This is a genomic window from Pseudomonas grimontii (assembly GCF_007858185.1).
Taxonomy (GTDB): Bacteria; Pseudomonadota; Gammaproteobacteria; order Pseudomonadales; family Pseudomonadaceae; genus Aquipseudomonas; species Aquipseudomonas grimontii.
The window spans coordinates 14589-28135 of sequence record NZ_VFES01000016.1 but is presented as its reverse complement, the minus strand read 5'-3'; the positions used below and the strand labels follow the sequence as shown (position 1 = coordinate 28135).

At 61.6% G+C, this 13547-nt stretch carries 13 protein-coding genes; 6 read left to right on the top strand and 7 right to left on the bottom strand.

The window, feature by feature from the left end:
* Nucleotides 1–138: 138 nt before the first annotated feature.
* A complete protein-coding gene (miaB, locus tag FIV39_RS22960; protein WP_027605252.1) occupies nucleotides 139–1467 on the bottom strand; it encodes a tRNA (N6-isopentenyl adenosine(37)-C2)-methylthiotransferase MiaB in 1329 nt (442 codons plus the stop codon).
* 131 nt (nucleotides 1468–1598) lie between these two features.
* Here miaB and FIV39_RS22955 point away from each other — a divergent pair, with 131 nt between their 5' ends.
* Nucleotides 1599–1925 (top strand): DUF1820 family protein, encoded by a 327-nt coding sequence (locus tag FIV39_RS22955; RefSeq protein ID WP_003215457.1) that lies wholly within the window; start codon nucleotides 1599–1601, stop codon nucleotides 1923–1925.
* Between the two features lie 8 nt (nucleotides 1926–1933).
* Here the strand turns inward: FIV39_RS22955 and FIV39_RS22950 are convergent, their stop codons facing one another.
* From FIV39_RS22950 to FIV39_RS22935, 4 genes are all read right to left on the bottom strand, one after another.
* A complete protein-coding gene (locus FIV39_RS22950; protein WP_090401932.1) occupies nucleotides 1934–2488 on the bottom strand; it encodes a tetratricopeptide repeat protein in 555 nt (184 codons plus the stop codon).
* A gap of 226 nt (nucleotides 2489–2714) precedes the next feature.
* Nucleotides 2715–3998 (bottom strand): glutamate-1-semialdehyde 2,1-aminomutase, encoded by a 1284-nt coding sequence (hemL, locus tag FIV39_RS22945; RefSeq protein WP_090401934.1) that lies wholly within the window; start codon nucleotides 3996–3998, stop codon nucleotides 2715–2717.
* Nucleotides 3999–4009: 11 nt separating this feature from the next.
* Complete coding sequence (thiE, locus tag FIV39_RS22940) at nucleotides 4010–4639, bottom strand: thiamine phosphate synthase (protein ID WP_090401937.1); 630 nt, start codon at nucleotides 4637–4639, stop codon at nucleotides 4010–4012.
* A 32-nt stretch (nucleotides 4640–4671) separates the two neighbouring features.
* Entirely contained in the window at nucleotides 4672–5469 is a 798-nt protein-coding gene (locus tag FIV39_RS22935; RefSeq protein WP_090401939.1) for a hydroxymethylpyrimidine/phosphomethylpyrimidine kinase, read from the bottom strand.
* On the opposite strand from FIV39_RS22935, the gene FIV39_RS33105 reads away from it, so the two are divergent.
* The 5 genes from FIV39_RS33105 (at nucleotide 5468) to FIV39_RS22915 (ending at nucleotide 12266) form a co-directional block, all read left to right on the top strand.
* Nucleotides 5468–5803, top strand: coding sequence for a hypothetical protein (locus tag FIV39_RS33105; RefSeq protein WP_143513856.1), 336 nt, complete (start codon nucleotides 5468–5470; stop codon nucleotides 5801–5803). The genes FIV39_RS22935 and FIV39_RS33105 overlap by 2 nt on opposite strands.
* Nucleotides 5745–8135, top strand: coding sequence for a hybrid sensor histidine kinase/response regulator (locus tag FIV39_RS22930; RefSeq protein ID WP_090401941.1), 2391 nt, complete (start codon nucleotides 5745–5747; stop codon nucleotides 8133–8135). Before FIV39_RS33105 ends, FIV39_RS22930 begins: the two co-directional genes overlap by 59 nt.
* A 100-nt stretch (nucleotides 8136–8235) precedes the next feature.
* On the top strand, nucleotides 8236–9891 hold the full coding sequence (locus FIV39_RS22925; protein WP_090401943.1) for an acyl-CoA dehydrogenase family protein: 1656 nt from the start codon (nucleotides 8236–8238) through the stop codon (nucleotides 9889–9891).
* Nucleotides 9892–10086: 195 nt separating this feature from the next.
* Nucleotides 10087–11559 carry an AMP nucleosidase gene (gene amn / locus FIV39_RS22920; RefSeq protein WP_167361103.1) on the top strand — a complete coding sequence of 491 codons (1473 nt, stop codon included), beginning with the start codon at nucleotides 10087–10089 and terminating at the stop codon, nucleotides 11557–11559.
* Between the two features lie 71 nt (nucleotides 11560–11630).
* Nucleotides 11631–12266 (top strand): pseudouridine synthase, encoded by a 636-nt coding sequence (locus FIV39_RS22915; protein WP_090401947.1) that lies wholly within the window; start codon nucleotides 11631–11633, stop codon nucleotides 12264–12266.
* On the opposite strand, the gene FIV39_RS22910 is transcribed toward FIV39_RS22915, so the two are convergent.
* Both FIV39_RS22910 and FIV39_RS22905 read right to left on the bottom strand, forming a co-directional pair.
* The gene (locus FIV39_RS22910) at nucleotides 12261–12470 is read right to left on the bottom strand and encodes a DUF2788 domain-containing protein (RefSeq protein ID WP_025999909.1); all 210 of its coding nucleotides are present in this window, start codon (nucleotides 12468–12470) and stop codon (nucleotides 12261–12263) included. The two genes, FIV39_RS22915 and FIV39_RS22910, sit on opposite strands and share 6 nt — an antisense overlap.
* 196 nt (nucleotides 12471–12666) lie before the next feature.
* Nucleotides 12667–13146: an Lrp/AsnC family transcriptional regulator gene (locus FIV39_RS22905; protein ID WP_003194418.1), complete on the bottom strand. Its 480-nt coding sequence runs from the start codon at nucleotides 13144–13146 to the stop codon at nucleotides 12667–12669.
* Nucleotides 13147–13547 lie beyond the last annotated feature (401 nt).

The window sequence follows — 13547 nt, the reverse complement described above, 5'->3', positions numbered from 1 at the left end:
ACGCGGGTACGAAAGCACTTACGTCATTGGAATGTTGCACGGTTCCTATGTGGGAGGGGGCTTGCCCCCGATAGCGGTGTGTCAGTAATAAAGGAGTGGTCTGATTCGCCGCCATCGGGGGCAAGCCCCCTCCCACATTTATTGCACCAGAGACCCGCGCAACGAGTGCGGTTGCGCCGCATCGATGTGCACATCGGCAAATTGGCCGATCAGGGTTGGATTGTCGCAACGGAAGTTGACGATCCGGTTGTTCTCGGTGCGGCCCTGCAATTCGCCAGGGTCTTTTTTCGAGTAGTCAGTGACTAGGATGCGCTGGATCGAACCGACCATTTGTCGGCTGATCTCGAAACCCTGCTGGTTAAGGCGATGTTGCAGCGCGTTCAAACGCTCTTTTTTCAGCGCTTCCGGGGTTTCGTCCAGCAGGTCCGCCGCCGGGGTGCCTGGGCGCTGGCTGTAGACGAACGAGTAGGAAAAGTCGAAACCGACGTCTTCGATCAGCTTCATGGTCTGCTGGAAGTCTTTCTCGGTTTCGCCGGGGAAGCCGACAATAAAGTCTGAACTGATGCAGATGCCCGGCACCGCTGCGCGCAATTTGCGCAGTTTGGATTTGTATTCCAGAGCGGTGTGGTTGCGTTTCATCGCCGAGAGGATGCGGTCCGAGCCCGATTGCACCGGCAAATGCAGGTGTTTGACCAGTTCCGGCACGTCGGCATGGGCCTGGATCAGGCTGTCGGAGAACTCCAGCGGGTGCGAGGTGGTGTAGCGAATGCGCTCGATGCCATCCACCGCAGCGACCACGCGGATCAGCTCCGCCAGGTCAGCCAGGCGCCCGTCGTGGGTCAGGCCGCGATAGCCGTTGACGTTCTGGCCCAGCAGGGTCACTTCGCGCACGCCGTTTTCGGCGAGGTGGATAATTTCCGCGAGCACGTCGTCAAACGGCCGGCTGACTTCTTCGCCCCGGGTGTAGGGCACCACACAAAAGGTGCAGTACTTGCTGCAGCCTTCCATCACCGATACGTAGGCGCTCGGCCCGTCGATGCGCGGCTCGGGCAGGTGGTCGAATTTTTCGATTTCCGGGAACGAGACGTCGACCTGGGGCAGCTTGGTGATGCGCGCGGCGTCGATCATTTCCGGCAGGCGGTGCAGGGTCTGTGGGCCGAAGACCACGTCGACATACGGCGCGCGGTCGCGGATCGCGGCGCCTTCCTGGCTGGCCACGCAACCGCCGACGGCGATCACCATGTCCGGGTTGGCCAGTTTCAATTCGCGCCAGCGGCCCAGCTGCGAGTACACACGGTCCTGGGCCCGCTCGCGGATCGAGCAGGTATTGAGCAGGATCACGTCGGCATCTTCGGCGCGGGCGGTGACTTCCAGGGCCTGGTGTTCACCCAGCAGGTCGACCATGCGCGAGCTGTCGTACTCGTTCATCTGGCAACCGTGGGTTTCGATATAAAGCTTCTTGGCCATGGGAATCGTCAACTGGTGGTAAAGAACCGCGCATTATAGGGGTCATGCCCATCGGTTCCTAGCACTGTGCATCGGGTGCCATGCTATAGTTCGCGCCCTCTTTTATATCCCCCATGTGTTCCTCACCCACCATGACCAAACGTGAAGCTCCAATCTATAAGGTGATTTTCCTCAACCAGGGCCAGGTGTTCGAAATGTACGCCAAGCAGATCTATCAAAGTGATCTGTGGGGCTTCCTGGAAGTGGAAGAGTTCGTCTTTGGCGAGCGCACGCAGCTGGTCGTCGATCCGGGCGAGGAAAAACTCAAGGCCCAGTTCGAAGGCGTGGTGCGCAGTTTTGTGCCGATGCATTCGATCGTGCGCATCGATGAAGTCGAGCGCCTGGGCACGCCGAAGATCAGCGAAGCCCGAGGCATGAGCAATGTCATGCCGTTTCCGATGCCGATGCCTGAGAAATAGGCTGGGTGTCAGGGCAGGGGTGAGAAGGGCGAGCGCCCATCGGCACTCTGCAGTTCCAGCAGGTAGTTGCGAAAAATCTGCCCCAGTACCTGGGTGGCCACTTCCAATTCATCGCGTTGCATGTGCTCGGCGACTTCGTCGGCGGTGTCCAGCGCGTCTTCGGCGCCGTTGACCGCGGCCATTTTCAGGACGATATAGGCCTGGACGTTATTGGCCGGCACGCCTTCGCCTTTGAAGAACATGGTGCCCAGCTGGAATTGCGCCTGCGCGTGGCCCTGCAACGAGGCTTTCTCGAAGTAGCTCAAGGCTTTGTTGAGGTCGCGGGCGGGGTTCTTGCTGTCGTGGTAGTACTCGCCCAACTCGTATTGCGCCTGCGCATCCCCACCGTCGGCCTGTTTCTGACACGCGCTCAGGGATTCGGCCTGGCTGTCTGGCTGGGTATTGAGGGTGCAACGACCCATCGCTGGGATTAACAACGAGTTGCCGCCTGCCTGGGCATATGCCAGCAGCGGCTGAAGGAGCAACAGGCAGCCCAGTACCAGGGTGCGGCCGGTGCGTTTCATGGGAATCGACTTACCTCTGACGGGGCGCGCGGATCCTCACGGGATCCAATAAGCGCGCATTATGAAATAAGCAGGCCTCTGCTTACAAAGTCTTTACTCGTTTTTCTGCTGCTTGGGCAAGTTATCTGCCGGATTGCAGGTAAATTCTCGGAAAAATAAGGAAATCTCTGTAAGCAAAGTAGCAAATCTGACGCCGCCCACAGCGACGTCAGGTTTTTGCACCGGTTTATTTCAGTGCGGCGAAGGCGCGTTCGGCGGCATCCAGGGTCAGTTTCAGCTCGGCATCGCCATGGGCGATCGAGGTGAAGCCCGCTTCAAAGGCGCTCGGCGCCAGGTACACGCCGCCCTCCAGCATCAGGTGGAAGAAGCGCTTGAACAGGTCGGCATCGCTGCCCATCACATCATCAAAGGTGACGATGTCATCGGCGCCGCTGAAGTACAGGCCAAACATGCCGCCCGCTTGCGTGGTCACGAACGGGATACCGGCGGCATCGGCGCGCTGCTGCAGGCCGTCCAGCAGGCGGCTGGTGTAATCGGTCAGCTCGGCGTGGAAGCCCGGGCGGCTGATCAGGCGCAGGGTAGTCAGGCCCGCCGCCATGGCCAGCGGGTTACCCGAGAGTGTGCCGGCCTGGTACACCGGGCCCAGCGGCGCGATGTGCTGCATGATTTCGCGCTTGCCACCGAAGCAGCCTACCGGCATGCCGCCACCGATGATCTTGCCGAAGGTGCTCAGGTCCGGCGTGACGCCGTAGTGCGCCTGGGCTCCGCCGAGGGCAACGCGGAAGCCGGTCATCACTTCGTCGAAAATCAGCACCACGCCGTGCTTGTCGCATTGTTCGCGCAGGCCTTCCAGAAAGCCTGGGGCGGGCGGCACGCAGTTCATGTTGCCGGCCACCGGCTCGACGATGATGCAGGCCACGTCCTGGCCGACTTCGCTGAGCATCTGCTCGACGGCGCCGATGTCATTGAACGGCAGGGTCAGGGTGTGTTTGGCGAACGCTGCCGGTACACCGGCCGAGCTGGGTACGCCTTGGGTCAGCGCGCCGGAACCGGCTTTGACCAGCAGGCTGTCGGAGTGGCCGTGGTAGCAGCCTTCGAACTTGATGATGCTGTCGCGGCCGGTGAAACCACGGGCCAGGCGAATCGCGCTCATGGTGGCTTCGGTGCCGGAACTGACCATGCGCACCATCTCCATCGACGGCACGATGCTGCATACCAGGTCGGCCATCTCGGTTTCCATGGCGGTCGGCGCGCCGTAGGACAGCCCGTGTTCCAGCTGCTTGCGCACTGCGTCCAGCACGTCCGGGTGGCTGTGGCCGAGGATCATCGGCCCCCAGGAGCCGACGTAATCCACGTAGCGCTTGTCGTCTTCGTCGGTGACGTAGGCGCCTTCGGCATGCTTGAAGAACAACGGCGTGCCACCCACGCTCTTGAACGCACGCACGGGGGAGTTCACACCGCCGGGGATGTGTTTCTGGGCATCGGCAAACAGGGTTTCTGAACGAGACATGATCGGGCTCTCTAAACTGAAATTTTAAGAAGGTCGTTGAAGGCGCGGGCGCGACGCGTGACTTCCTGGGTGCTGTCGGCACCGAACAGGCCGTGGACCACGGCCAGCAGGTCGGCACCATGGGCTACCAGCGGTTCGGCGTTCTCCAGGGTGATGCCGCCGATCACGCAGATCGGCACGTGCAGGCGCTTGCGGGCCTCGGCGAGCATTTCAACGCTGGCGGCCGGAGCGCCCGGCTTGGTGTTGGAATTGAAGAAGCGGCCGAAGGCGACATAACTGGCGCCTTCCTTCGCCGCCTGTTCGGCCAGTTCGATCTGGCCGTGGCAGGTGGCGCCGATGATTGCCTTGGAGCCGAGCAGCGCACGAGCCGGCGTCAGGGGGCCGTCGGTCTGGCCCAGGTGCACGCCGACGCCCAGGCGCGCGGCCAAGTCAAAGTCATCATTGATAATAAGCTGGGTCTTGTAGCGCGAGCACAGCTCCCGCAGTTTTTCCGCTTCGCGCAGGCGCCGGGCTTCGTCGCTGCTTTTGTCGCGGTATTGCAGCAGGGTCACGCCACCGTCCAATGCCGCTTCGACGTAGGCGAGGAACTTGCCGGCCAACAGTTGGCTGTCGGTAATGGCGTAAAGGCCACGTAGTTTCATCGGGCAGGCCTCTTGCTTTTAAGAGCAGAAAGTTACGAGCAGAAATCCAGCGGCAGCCGGCGCGGTACAAACTGGCCCCGGCCGAGTTGTTCGGCGTCACGCAGGGTGCGCCAAGTGTAGTTAAGTGCCGACTGCACCGCACTTACCAGCCCTTCGCCTTGGGCGATCCGTCCGGCCAGGGCGCTGGCCAGGGTGCAGCCCGAACCGTGATAGCTGCCGGGCAGGCGCTGGCAGGTAAAGGTCTGGCGCGTGCCATCACGGCTGTAGAGACGGTTGTGCACTTCGTGCTCATCGCCATGGCCGCCGGTGATCAACAGGTGCTTGATAAACGGCAACAGCTTCTCGGCGCATTCGTCGGCGGTGCCCTCGGGCAGTTCGGCGAGGATGCGGGCTTCAGGCAGGTTCGGCGTGGCGATCAGCGACAACGGCAACAACCGCTCGCGCATGGCGTAGCCGACTTCGTCCTTGCCCAGGCTGCCACCGCCGCCGGCGCGCAGCACCGGGTCGCACACTACCGGCAGGTGCGGGTGCGCCTGCAGCAGTTCGACCACGGTGTCGACCATCGCGGTGGAGCCGAGCATGCCCAGCTTGACCGCCGCCACTTCGGAGTCGCCGAGCACTGCATTGGCCTGGGCCAGTACCCACTCACGGTCGAGCACGCGAAAATCGCTGACATTGACGGTGTTCTGCACGGTCAGGGCGGTGACGGCTGGAGCCGCATGGCACCCCTGGGCGAGCAGGGCTTCGATATCTGCCTGCAAGCCGGCGCCACCACTGGGATCATGGCCGGAGAGACAGAGGACAACGGGGCGAGAGCTGTAGATATTCATGGTGCGCGAGCTTACCACCAAACGCTTTTGGCGGGGCCGTCGGGCGATGGTTGAATTTTGGCCTGAAAGCACCGCTTTTTTGGCGTTTCGTCGGCCGCTGAAACGCGCTGAAAGCCTTGTTCTAGAGCCTTTCAAAAAATTATTTCAATGGTGTCCAATGGCCTTTAGCGGCTATGCTAAAGTGGATCCAAACAACTTACTGTACCGCCGGTGTACGTCTTCTCAAAAGGAATGGGGGGCTTTTGACATAACCGGACAGGCCACGCTGGGGCTCTATGCGCTATTTTCTGATTCTATTGTTGTGCGGGCTGCCGATGCTCGCCAGCGCCATTGAGTTCAACCAGGACACCCGAAGCCTGCCGCTGGGCCGAGCCATGCAAGTGCTCGAAGACCCAACCGATGCCCTCACCATCGCCGAAGTAAGCTCCCCCGCCTACGCTGCGCAATTCAAGCACCATGACAAAGCCACCCTCAATGCCGGCTATTCGCGGTCGGTGTTCTGGCTCAAGGTCGACCTGCATTACATGGCCAAAGACCCCCGCGCACCGCGTACCTGGTTCCTGGAGTTGGCTTACCCACCGCTGAATCATCTGGACCTGTACCAGAACGATGGCACCGGCAACTATCGGCTGGCCATCCGCACCGGCAGTGCGCTGCCTTTTTCCAGCCGTGAAGTCAGCCAGAGCAACTACCTGTTCAAGCTCAATTTTGTGCCTGACCAGCAGCAAACACTCTACCTGCGCCTGCAAAGTGAGGGCTCGATCCAGGCGCCGCTGACGCTCTGGTCCGGCACCGCTTACCTGGAGCAACAACCGTTGCGCCTGTCTGTGCTTGGGGTGATCTACGGCGTATTGCTGGGGATGCTGGTCTACAACCTGTTCATCTACCTGAGCGTGCGCGACACCAGCTACCTGTATTACATCCTCTATATCGCCTCGTTTGGCCTGTACCAACTCTCGGTCAATGGCGTGGCGGTGCAGTACTTCTGGCCCAACAACCCGTGGTGGGCGAATGCGGCGGTGCCGTTGCTGATCGGTTCGGCGGCGCTGTTCGGCAGCCTGTTCGCCCGTAGCTTCCTGCATACCGCGCAGCACAGCCGCTGGCTCAACCGGGTCTTGCTGACACTGGCGGTGTGCGGCGGCGTAGTGATGGCGCTGGCGCTGCTGACCAGCTACGCCCTGGCCTTGCGCCTGGCCACCGGCCTAGCGCTGGTATTCACCGTGACCATCTTCGTCGCCGCCATCAAGGCCTGGTACTGCGGCCAGCGGGTGGCGCGGTATTTCATCATCGCCTGGTCGGCGTTCCTGCTGGGCGGGGTGGTGAACACGCTGATGGTGCTGGGCTACCTGCCCAATGTGTTCCTCACCATGTACGCCAGCCAGATCGGCTCGGCGATTGAAGTGGCGCTGTTATCCCTGGCCCTCGCCGACCGCATCAATGGCATGCGTGAGCAACAGGCGCAGATCCTGTTCGATGCCAGTCAGAAGCTCGAAGTGCTCAACCAGCAACTGGCCCGCAGCAACCGTCTCAAGGATGAATTCCTCGCGACGCTGACCCACGAACTGCGCACGCCCATGAACGGTGTGATCGGCTCCCTTGAGCTGATGCAAACGGTGCCGTTGGACGATGACCTGGCGCAGTACCAGCAAACTGCCGCCGGTTCGGCACGGGACATGATGCGCATGGTCAATGGCATCCTCACGCTCACCGAATTGCAGGCCGGGCGCCTGAGTGCCCAGCCTCGGGTGTTCAGCCTGCGCGGCGTGCTCGACACCTTGCGCCAGCAATTCAACGCCAGCGCCCAAGGCAAAGGCCTGGCATTTTCCATTGATGTGGCCGATGAGCTGCCGGACCGTGTGGTGGGCGACGTCGACAAACTGGTCCAGTGCCTGGATTGCTTGCTGGACAACGCTTTCAAGTTCACCCGCGAAGGCTCCGTGCGCCTGCGCGTGGTAGGTGTGCCTCACAGTGACGGTGGTGTGCGCCTGAGCTTCATTGTTACCGACACCGGTATTGGTTTCGCCTTCCTCGACGAGGCCACCTTGTACCAGCGCTTTTTCCAGCTCGATGGCTCCATGACCCGCGAATACGGCGGCCTGGGTATCGGCTTGGCCATCTGCCGGCAATTGATCGAGTTGTTGGGCGGGCGCCTTACCCATCATTCCGAGCCGCACAAGGGCAGCCGCTTCCAGCTGGACGTGAAAGTCAGCCCGGTGCCGCCCGAGGCAAAACCGGCGCCCGATCGGCAGCGCGCGCCCCAGGACTGCGCGGTATTGCTGGTGGATGACAACAGCGTCGGCCAGTTGGTGGTGCGTGGCATGTTGCTCAAGCTGGGTTACCGAGTGAAAACCGTGGACGGTGGTCCGGCTGCGTTGGCGGCCTTGCAGGGGCAAAACTTCGACGCCGTCTTGTTGGACATACCTGAAGGCGGTTTCTCGTTGTGTTGTCAGATTCGTGCGCTGCCTGGCGGCAGTGAATTGCCGGTGATCGCCTTGAGTACCTCGCTGAATACCTCCGAGCGCGAGCGCTGCCATGGCGTCGGCATCACCGAGCGCCTGGCCAAGCCGGTGCGCTTCGAGGCGTTACAGGCGGTACTGGAGCGCCACTTGTTAAACGCGTTAGACGGCGAACGCGCCGGGCATTCGGCGCGTATGCCACTTTTTTAACCCGGATGACGGTGCTTAACTGAAAAAACCGGCCTCAATCGATCTGCGCCTTTATGGGTAGGTGTGCATTCGACAGGGCCTTTTTTCCAGGAGGCCCGTCATGAACCTGCATCAGTTCGCCGAAACCCACGACGTCACCAACCAGCCGCCCTCCTTGGACGGCACCAACCTGTACCGCATCGACGTGCCGCTGCAAGAGTGGTCGCGGCGCTTTGGCGCCGGCTGGGCGCAGGCGCGCATCGATGCGTACGGGGTGTTGGCCGGCGGGCCGCTGATGGAGGCCGGGTTCCTGGCCAACCAGAACAAACCGGTGTTCAGCAGCCATGACCGGTATGGCCATCGCATCGATCTGGTGGAGTTTCACCCGGCCTACCACGAGCTGATGCGCACTGCGGTCGAGCATGGCCTGCCGTCGCTGCCGTGGGCCCATCCACAATCCGGCGCCCATGTGGCGCGTGCTGCCATGACCTACCTGCACAGCCAGGCTGAGGCCGGCACCGGCTGCCCGCTCACCATGACCTTCGCCTGCGTCCCGGCCCTGCGCCTGCAACCCGACCTGGCGAAGACCTGGCTGCCGAAAATCCTCAGCACCCAATACGACCCGCGCAATGTCGGCATTGCCCACAAGACCGGTGCAACCATCGGCATGGCGATGACCGAGAAACAGGGCGGCACCGACGTGCGCGCCAACACCACCCGCGCCTATCCGGTGGGCGCGGGCGGGCCTGGGCAAGCCTATGAACTGGTGGGCCACAAGTGGTTCTGCTCTGCGCCGATGTGCGATGCCTTCCTGACTCTGGCCCAGACCGACAAAGGCCTGACCTGTTTCCTGCTGCCCCGGCACCGCCCGGATGACACCCGCAACGAGTTCTACATCCAGCGGCTGAAAAACAAACTGGGCAACTGCTCCAACGCCTCCAGTGAAGTGGAGTTTCGCGGGGCCCTGGCCTGGATGATCGGTGAAGAGGGGCGTGGCGTGCCGACCATCATCGAGATGGTCGCCATGACCCGTTTCGATTGCATGGTGGGCTCCAGCGCCTTGATGCGCCAGGCGTTGACCCAGGCCAGCCATCATTGCGCCCATCGTCTGGTGGGTGGTCGCGTACTCAGCGAGCAACCGCTGATGCAAAACGTGCTGGCCGACCTGGCCCTGGAAAGCGAAGCCTCGCTGGCCTTGAGCATGCGCATGGGCTGCGCCCTGGACAACCTGGGCGATGAGCGGGAAGCCAAGTTCGCTCGGCTGGTGACGGCGGTGGGCAAGTATTGGATCTGCAAGCGCGCCCCGGCGATGATCAACGAAGCCGCCGAATGCATGGGCGGTGCGGGCTACGTGGAGGACAGCATTCTGCCGCGTTTGTACCGTGAGGCACCGGTGAATTCGACGTGGGAAGGTTCCGGCAACGTGCAATGCCTGGACGTGCTGCGCGCACTGTCCAAAGAGCCCGGCGTGCTGGAGGCGTTGTTTGTCGAACTCGGTGATGGGCATGGCGACAAGCAGCTGGCGCGGCACATCGAGCAACTGAAGTCGGCGTTCATGGACACCCAGGACATCCAGTACCGCGCGCGGCAGTTGACCGAGGATATTGCTGTGGCGCTACAGGCCAAGTTGTTGCTGGAGGCCGGTCATGCGGCGGTCAGCGATGGCTTTATCGCCAGCCGTTTGGGCCAGTCGTCTGGCCGGGCATATGGCACCTTGCCGCGAGGCGTTGATGTCGAAGCCATCGTCGCGCGCTCAAGCCCCACTGTATCTGAATAAACACGGTCCAAATGTGGGAGGGGGCTTGCTCCCGATGGCTGAGTGTCAGTCAGCCTATCTATAAACTGACCCACCGCTATCGGGAGCAAGCCCCCTCCCACAGGGATTGCAGCAATCTTGAGAGGGCACTCCAATTCAAGGTTTGCGTCTGACAGGGATACAGGCAAGATAAAGGCCTGCAAGTCAGAACACAGGATGCTTACCGTGACCGAAGCTTTTGTTGTCGTTCAAACCGCCGAAGAGGCCGTGGATCGGCTGGCGGCCCTGCATGAGCGTGCCACCGGCGCGCTCAATCAAGCCCTCAAGCAATACCTCAAGGACCGCGTCGAACCCGACGCCGCACAACGTGCGCTGTTTCGCTACCCGGAACTGCGCCTGACTTACCACTGCCACGGCGAAGTCCCACAGACTACCCGGGCGTATGCCAAGGTCCAGCTACCGGGGACCTACAGCGTTACCGTTACTCATCCTGCGGCGTTCCGTAAGTATTTGCTGGAACAACTGGTGCCGCTGATGCACGACTTCACCGTGACCGTGGAAGTGGGCGTCAGCCAGCAGAACATTCCGTACCCCTACGTGGTGGAGCAGGGCGACGAACTGGCCGGCTCCGGTGTGACCGCCGCGACCTTGGCGCGCGTGTTCCCCAGCACCGACCTGTCGGCCGCCACCGATGGCATCGCCGACGGCCTCTACGACTGGGAAAACACCGACCCGCTGCCGCTGGCGCTGTTCGATGCGGCGCGCGTGGACTTTTCCCTGCGCCGGCTGGTGCATTACACCGGCAGCGACTGGCGCCATGTGCAGCCGTGGATCCTACTGACCAACTACCACCGCTATGTCGACCAGTTCATCCTGCATGGCCTGGAACAACTGCGCAGCGACCCGCGTTTTATCCGCATGGTGCTGCCGGGCAACGTCATCATCGACAAGAGCATGGACCACGGCGAAGCCTCGGCGATTGCCGCGGGCGTGGTGTGGCACCGCTACCAGATGCCGGCCTATCACCTGCAGGCCAGCGATGGCCACGGCGTGACCTTGGTGAACATCGGTGTCGGCCCGTCCAACGCCAAGAACATCACCGATCACCTGGCGGTGCTGCGTCCACACTGCTGGCTGATGATTGGCCACTGTGGCGGCCTGCGCCAATCCCAGACTATCGGCGACTACGTACTGGCCCACGCCTATATGCGCCGCGACGGGATTCTCGATCGGGTGGTACCGCCGAACATTCCGATCCCGGCCCTGGCCGAAGTGCAGATGGCCTTGCAGCAGGCGGCGGCGAATGTCACCGGTGAGAAAGGCGAAGAGCTGAAAAAACGCCTGCGTACCGGCACCGTGCTGACCTACGACGACCGCAACTGGGAGCTGCGTTGGGCCCAGGAACGACCGTTGATCAACCTCTCCCGCGCCGTGGCGGTGGACATGGAAAGCGGCACCATCGCCGCCCAAGGCTACCGCTTGCGCGTACCGTACGGCACATTGCTGTGCGTGTCGGACAAGCCGCTGCACAGTGAGATCAAGCTGCCGGGCTCGGCCAACGCGTTCTATGAACGTGCGGTCAGCCAGCATTTGAAGATCGGCATCGAGGCGGTGGACTTGTTGCGCACCGAACTCAATTCGCTGCACTCGCGCAAACTGCGCAGCTTCGACGAGCCGCCGTTCCGCTAAGCGGTTGGGATGGTTATTTAGCGGTCAGGCCACTAGCATTGTCGGTCCTGACCGTTAGATGTTCCTTTGCCATGTCCCGTCCCAGCCGTCCCGATCCGCGCCGCCCTGGCGTGAAACCTCCGTATTCTGCCGCGCGCCGTGTTGCCAAGGCGCCACCGGCCGAGCCGAAGTTGATCCTGTTCAATAAACCCTTCGATGTGCTGACCCAGTTCAGCGACGAAGGCGGGCGCGCGACGCTCAAGGATTTTATCGACATCCCCGGCATCTACCCGGCAGGCCGCCTGGACCGTGACAGCGAAGGCCTGTTGCTGCTGACCAACGATGGCCAGTTGCAAGCGCGTATCGCCGATCCCAAGCACAAGCTGGCGAAAACCTACTGGGTGCAGGTGGAGGGCGAACCCACCGAAGAGTTGCTGCAACGCCTGCGCGAGGGGGTAGAACTCAACGACGGCAAAACCCTGCCCGCCGAGGCCCGGCGTTTGGACGAGCCTGAGTTGTGGCCGCGCAACCCGCCGGTGCGCTTTCGCAAAAACCTACCGACTTACTGGCTTGAGCTGGTGATTCGAGAGGGGCGTAACCGCCAGGTACGACGCATGACCGCCGCCGTGGGCCTGCCGACCTTGCGTCTGGTGCGGGTGCGTATCGGCGATTGGACAATCGACGGCCTGGACCAAGGCCAATGGAAGGAAGTCCCGGCGCGTTTATAAGGCGCCGGACTCGATCAGGCCGATCACCACGCTCTTGATGATGAACGCGGCCACGCCCAGGCCCAGCACGAAAAACAGGATGAACGAGCCAAAGCGCCCGGCCTTGGATTTCTTCGCCAGGTCCCAGACGATAAAGCCCATGAAAATGATCAGGATAGTGACCAGGCCGGTCATCATCCATTCTTCGAACAGGGCGGGGTCGATGTTGTTCATGGGCTCTTCCAACGGGGCAGGCGGCAAGTATACGGCAGTGCCACAGGCGCAACATTGACCTGGATCGAAGTGCGTTCCAATTGTGGGAGGGGGCTTGCTCCCGATGGCGGTGTGTCAGTCAGCTAATCTGTGGCTGACGCACCGTCATCGGGAGCAAGCCCCCTCCCACAGTTGACCTTCACCGATCTTAAGTACGCAGGTGGGTCAGCGGCAATTCGGTGCTGTTGAGCACCTGGTTCAGCACAAAGCTCGACCGCACGCTGGTCACGCCTTCAATGCGAGTGAGGTGGCCCAGCAGCAGTTTTTGATAGTGGTCCATGTCCGGCACCACCACTTTCAACTGATAGTCCGCATCCATCCCCGTCACCAAACTGCACTCCAGTACCTGGGGCAGGGTGCGGATGGCCGCTTCGAAGTTCTCGAAGCGCTCGGGAGTGTGGCGGTCCATGCCGATCAGCACATAGGCCGTGAGGCTCAGGCCGAGCATCTTGCGGTCGAGCAGGGCGACTTGGCGCGCGATGTAGCCGTCGTCTTCCAGCTGCTTGACCCGGCGTGAGCAGGGCGAAGGCGACAGGCCGATACGCTCGGCCAACTCCTGGTTGGAGATCCTCGCGTCGCGCTGCAATTCCGCCAAAATACTCAAGTCGTATCGGTCAAGCTTGCTCATCGGGTTGGCCTTTGTCGTAACTATTGCGGTGAATTATCCATGAAGGGTTAAAAATTGCGCAAGCACTGTTTATTGACGCAATCTTCGCAATCATCTGTCGGGCGCGGGCCTGTATCTTTATCAACAGAATCACCGCCTGGACAACAGTCCACAGCAGCTCGCCCAATCAGGCTTGCTGCGGCCGCCACCCCAGCAGGGTTGAGCCGGCCTCCAGGCTGCACACTGTCCACAAGACGGCGTGAGGTGAGCCAACGTCAAAAGCGTTGAGCACGGACGAAGTTCTCAAGGGGTGGCCGACGGGTCACCCCTTTTCTTTTGCCTTAAGAAAATTGTTCTCGTGACTGATAACCTGTCTCAGAACCGGGCGAGGCTTTTCCAGTCTCATCTATGAGGCTGGACGT

Bases quoted from the DNA above. Each gene is read 5' to 3' on its own strand.
- miaB (WP_027605252.1), bottom strand. From the start codon at position 1,467: ATGGCCAAGAAGCTTTATATCGAAACCCACGGTTGCCAGATGAACGAG.
- FIV39_RS22955 (WP_003215457.1), top strand. From the start codon at position 1,599: ATGACCAAACGTGAAGCTCCAATCTATAAGGTGATTTTCCTCAACCAG.
- FIV39_RS22950 (WP_090401932.1), bottom strand. From the start codon at position 2,488: ATGAAACGCACCGGCCGCACCCTGGTACTGGGCTGCCTGTTGCTCCTT.
- hemL (WP_090401934.1), bottom strand. From the start codon at position 3,998: ATGTCTCGTTCAGAAACCCTGTTTGCCGATGCCCAGAAACACATCCCC.
- thiE (WP_090401937.1), bottom strand. From the start codon at position 4,639: ATGAAACTACGTGGCCTTTACGCCATTACCGACAGCCAACTGTTGGCC.
- FIV39_RS33105 (WP_143513856.1), top strand. From the start codon at position 5,468: ATGGTGCGCGAGCTTACCACCAAACGCTTTTGGCGGGGCCGTCGGGCG.
- FIV39_RS22935 (WP_090401939.1), bottom strand. From the start codon at position 5,469: ATGAATATCTACAGCTCTCGCCCCGTTGTCCTCTGTCTCTCCGGCCAT.
- FIV39_RS22930 (WP_090401941.1), top strand. From the start codon at position 5,745: ATGCGCTATTTTCTGATTCTATTGTTGTGCGGGCTGCCGATGCTCGCC.
- FIV39_RS22925 (WP_090401943.1), top strand. From the start codon at position 8,236: ATGAACCTGCATCAGTTCGCCGAAACCCACGACGTCACCAACCAGCCG.
- amn (WP_167361103.1), top strand. From the start codon at position 10,087: ATGCTTACCGTGACCGAAGCTTTTGTTGTCGTTCAAACCGCCGAAGAG.
- FIV39_RS22915 (WP_090401947.1), top strand. From the start codon at position 11,631: ATGTCCCGTCCCAGCCGTCCCGATCCGCGCCGCCCTGGCGTGAAACCT.
- FIV39_RS22905 (WP_003194418.1), bottom strand. From the start codon at position 13,146: ATGAGCAAGCTTGACCGATACGACTTGAGTATTTTGGCGGAATTGCAG.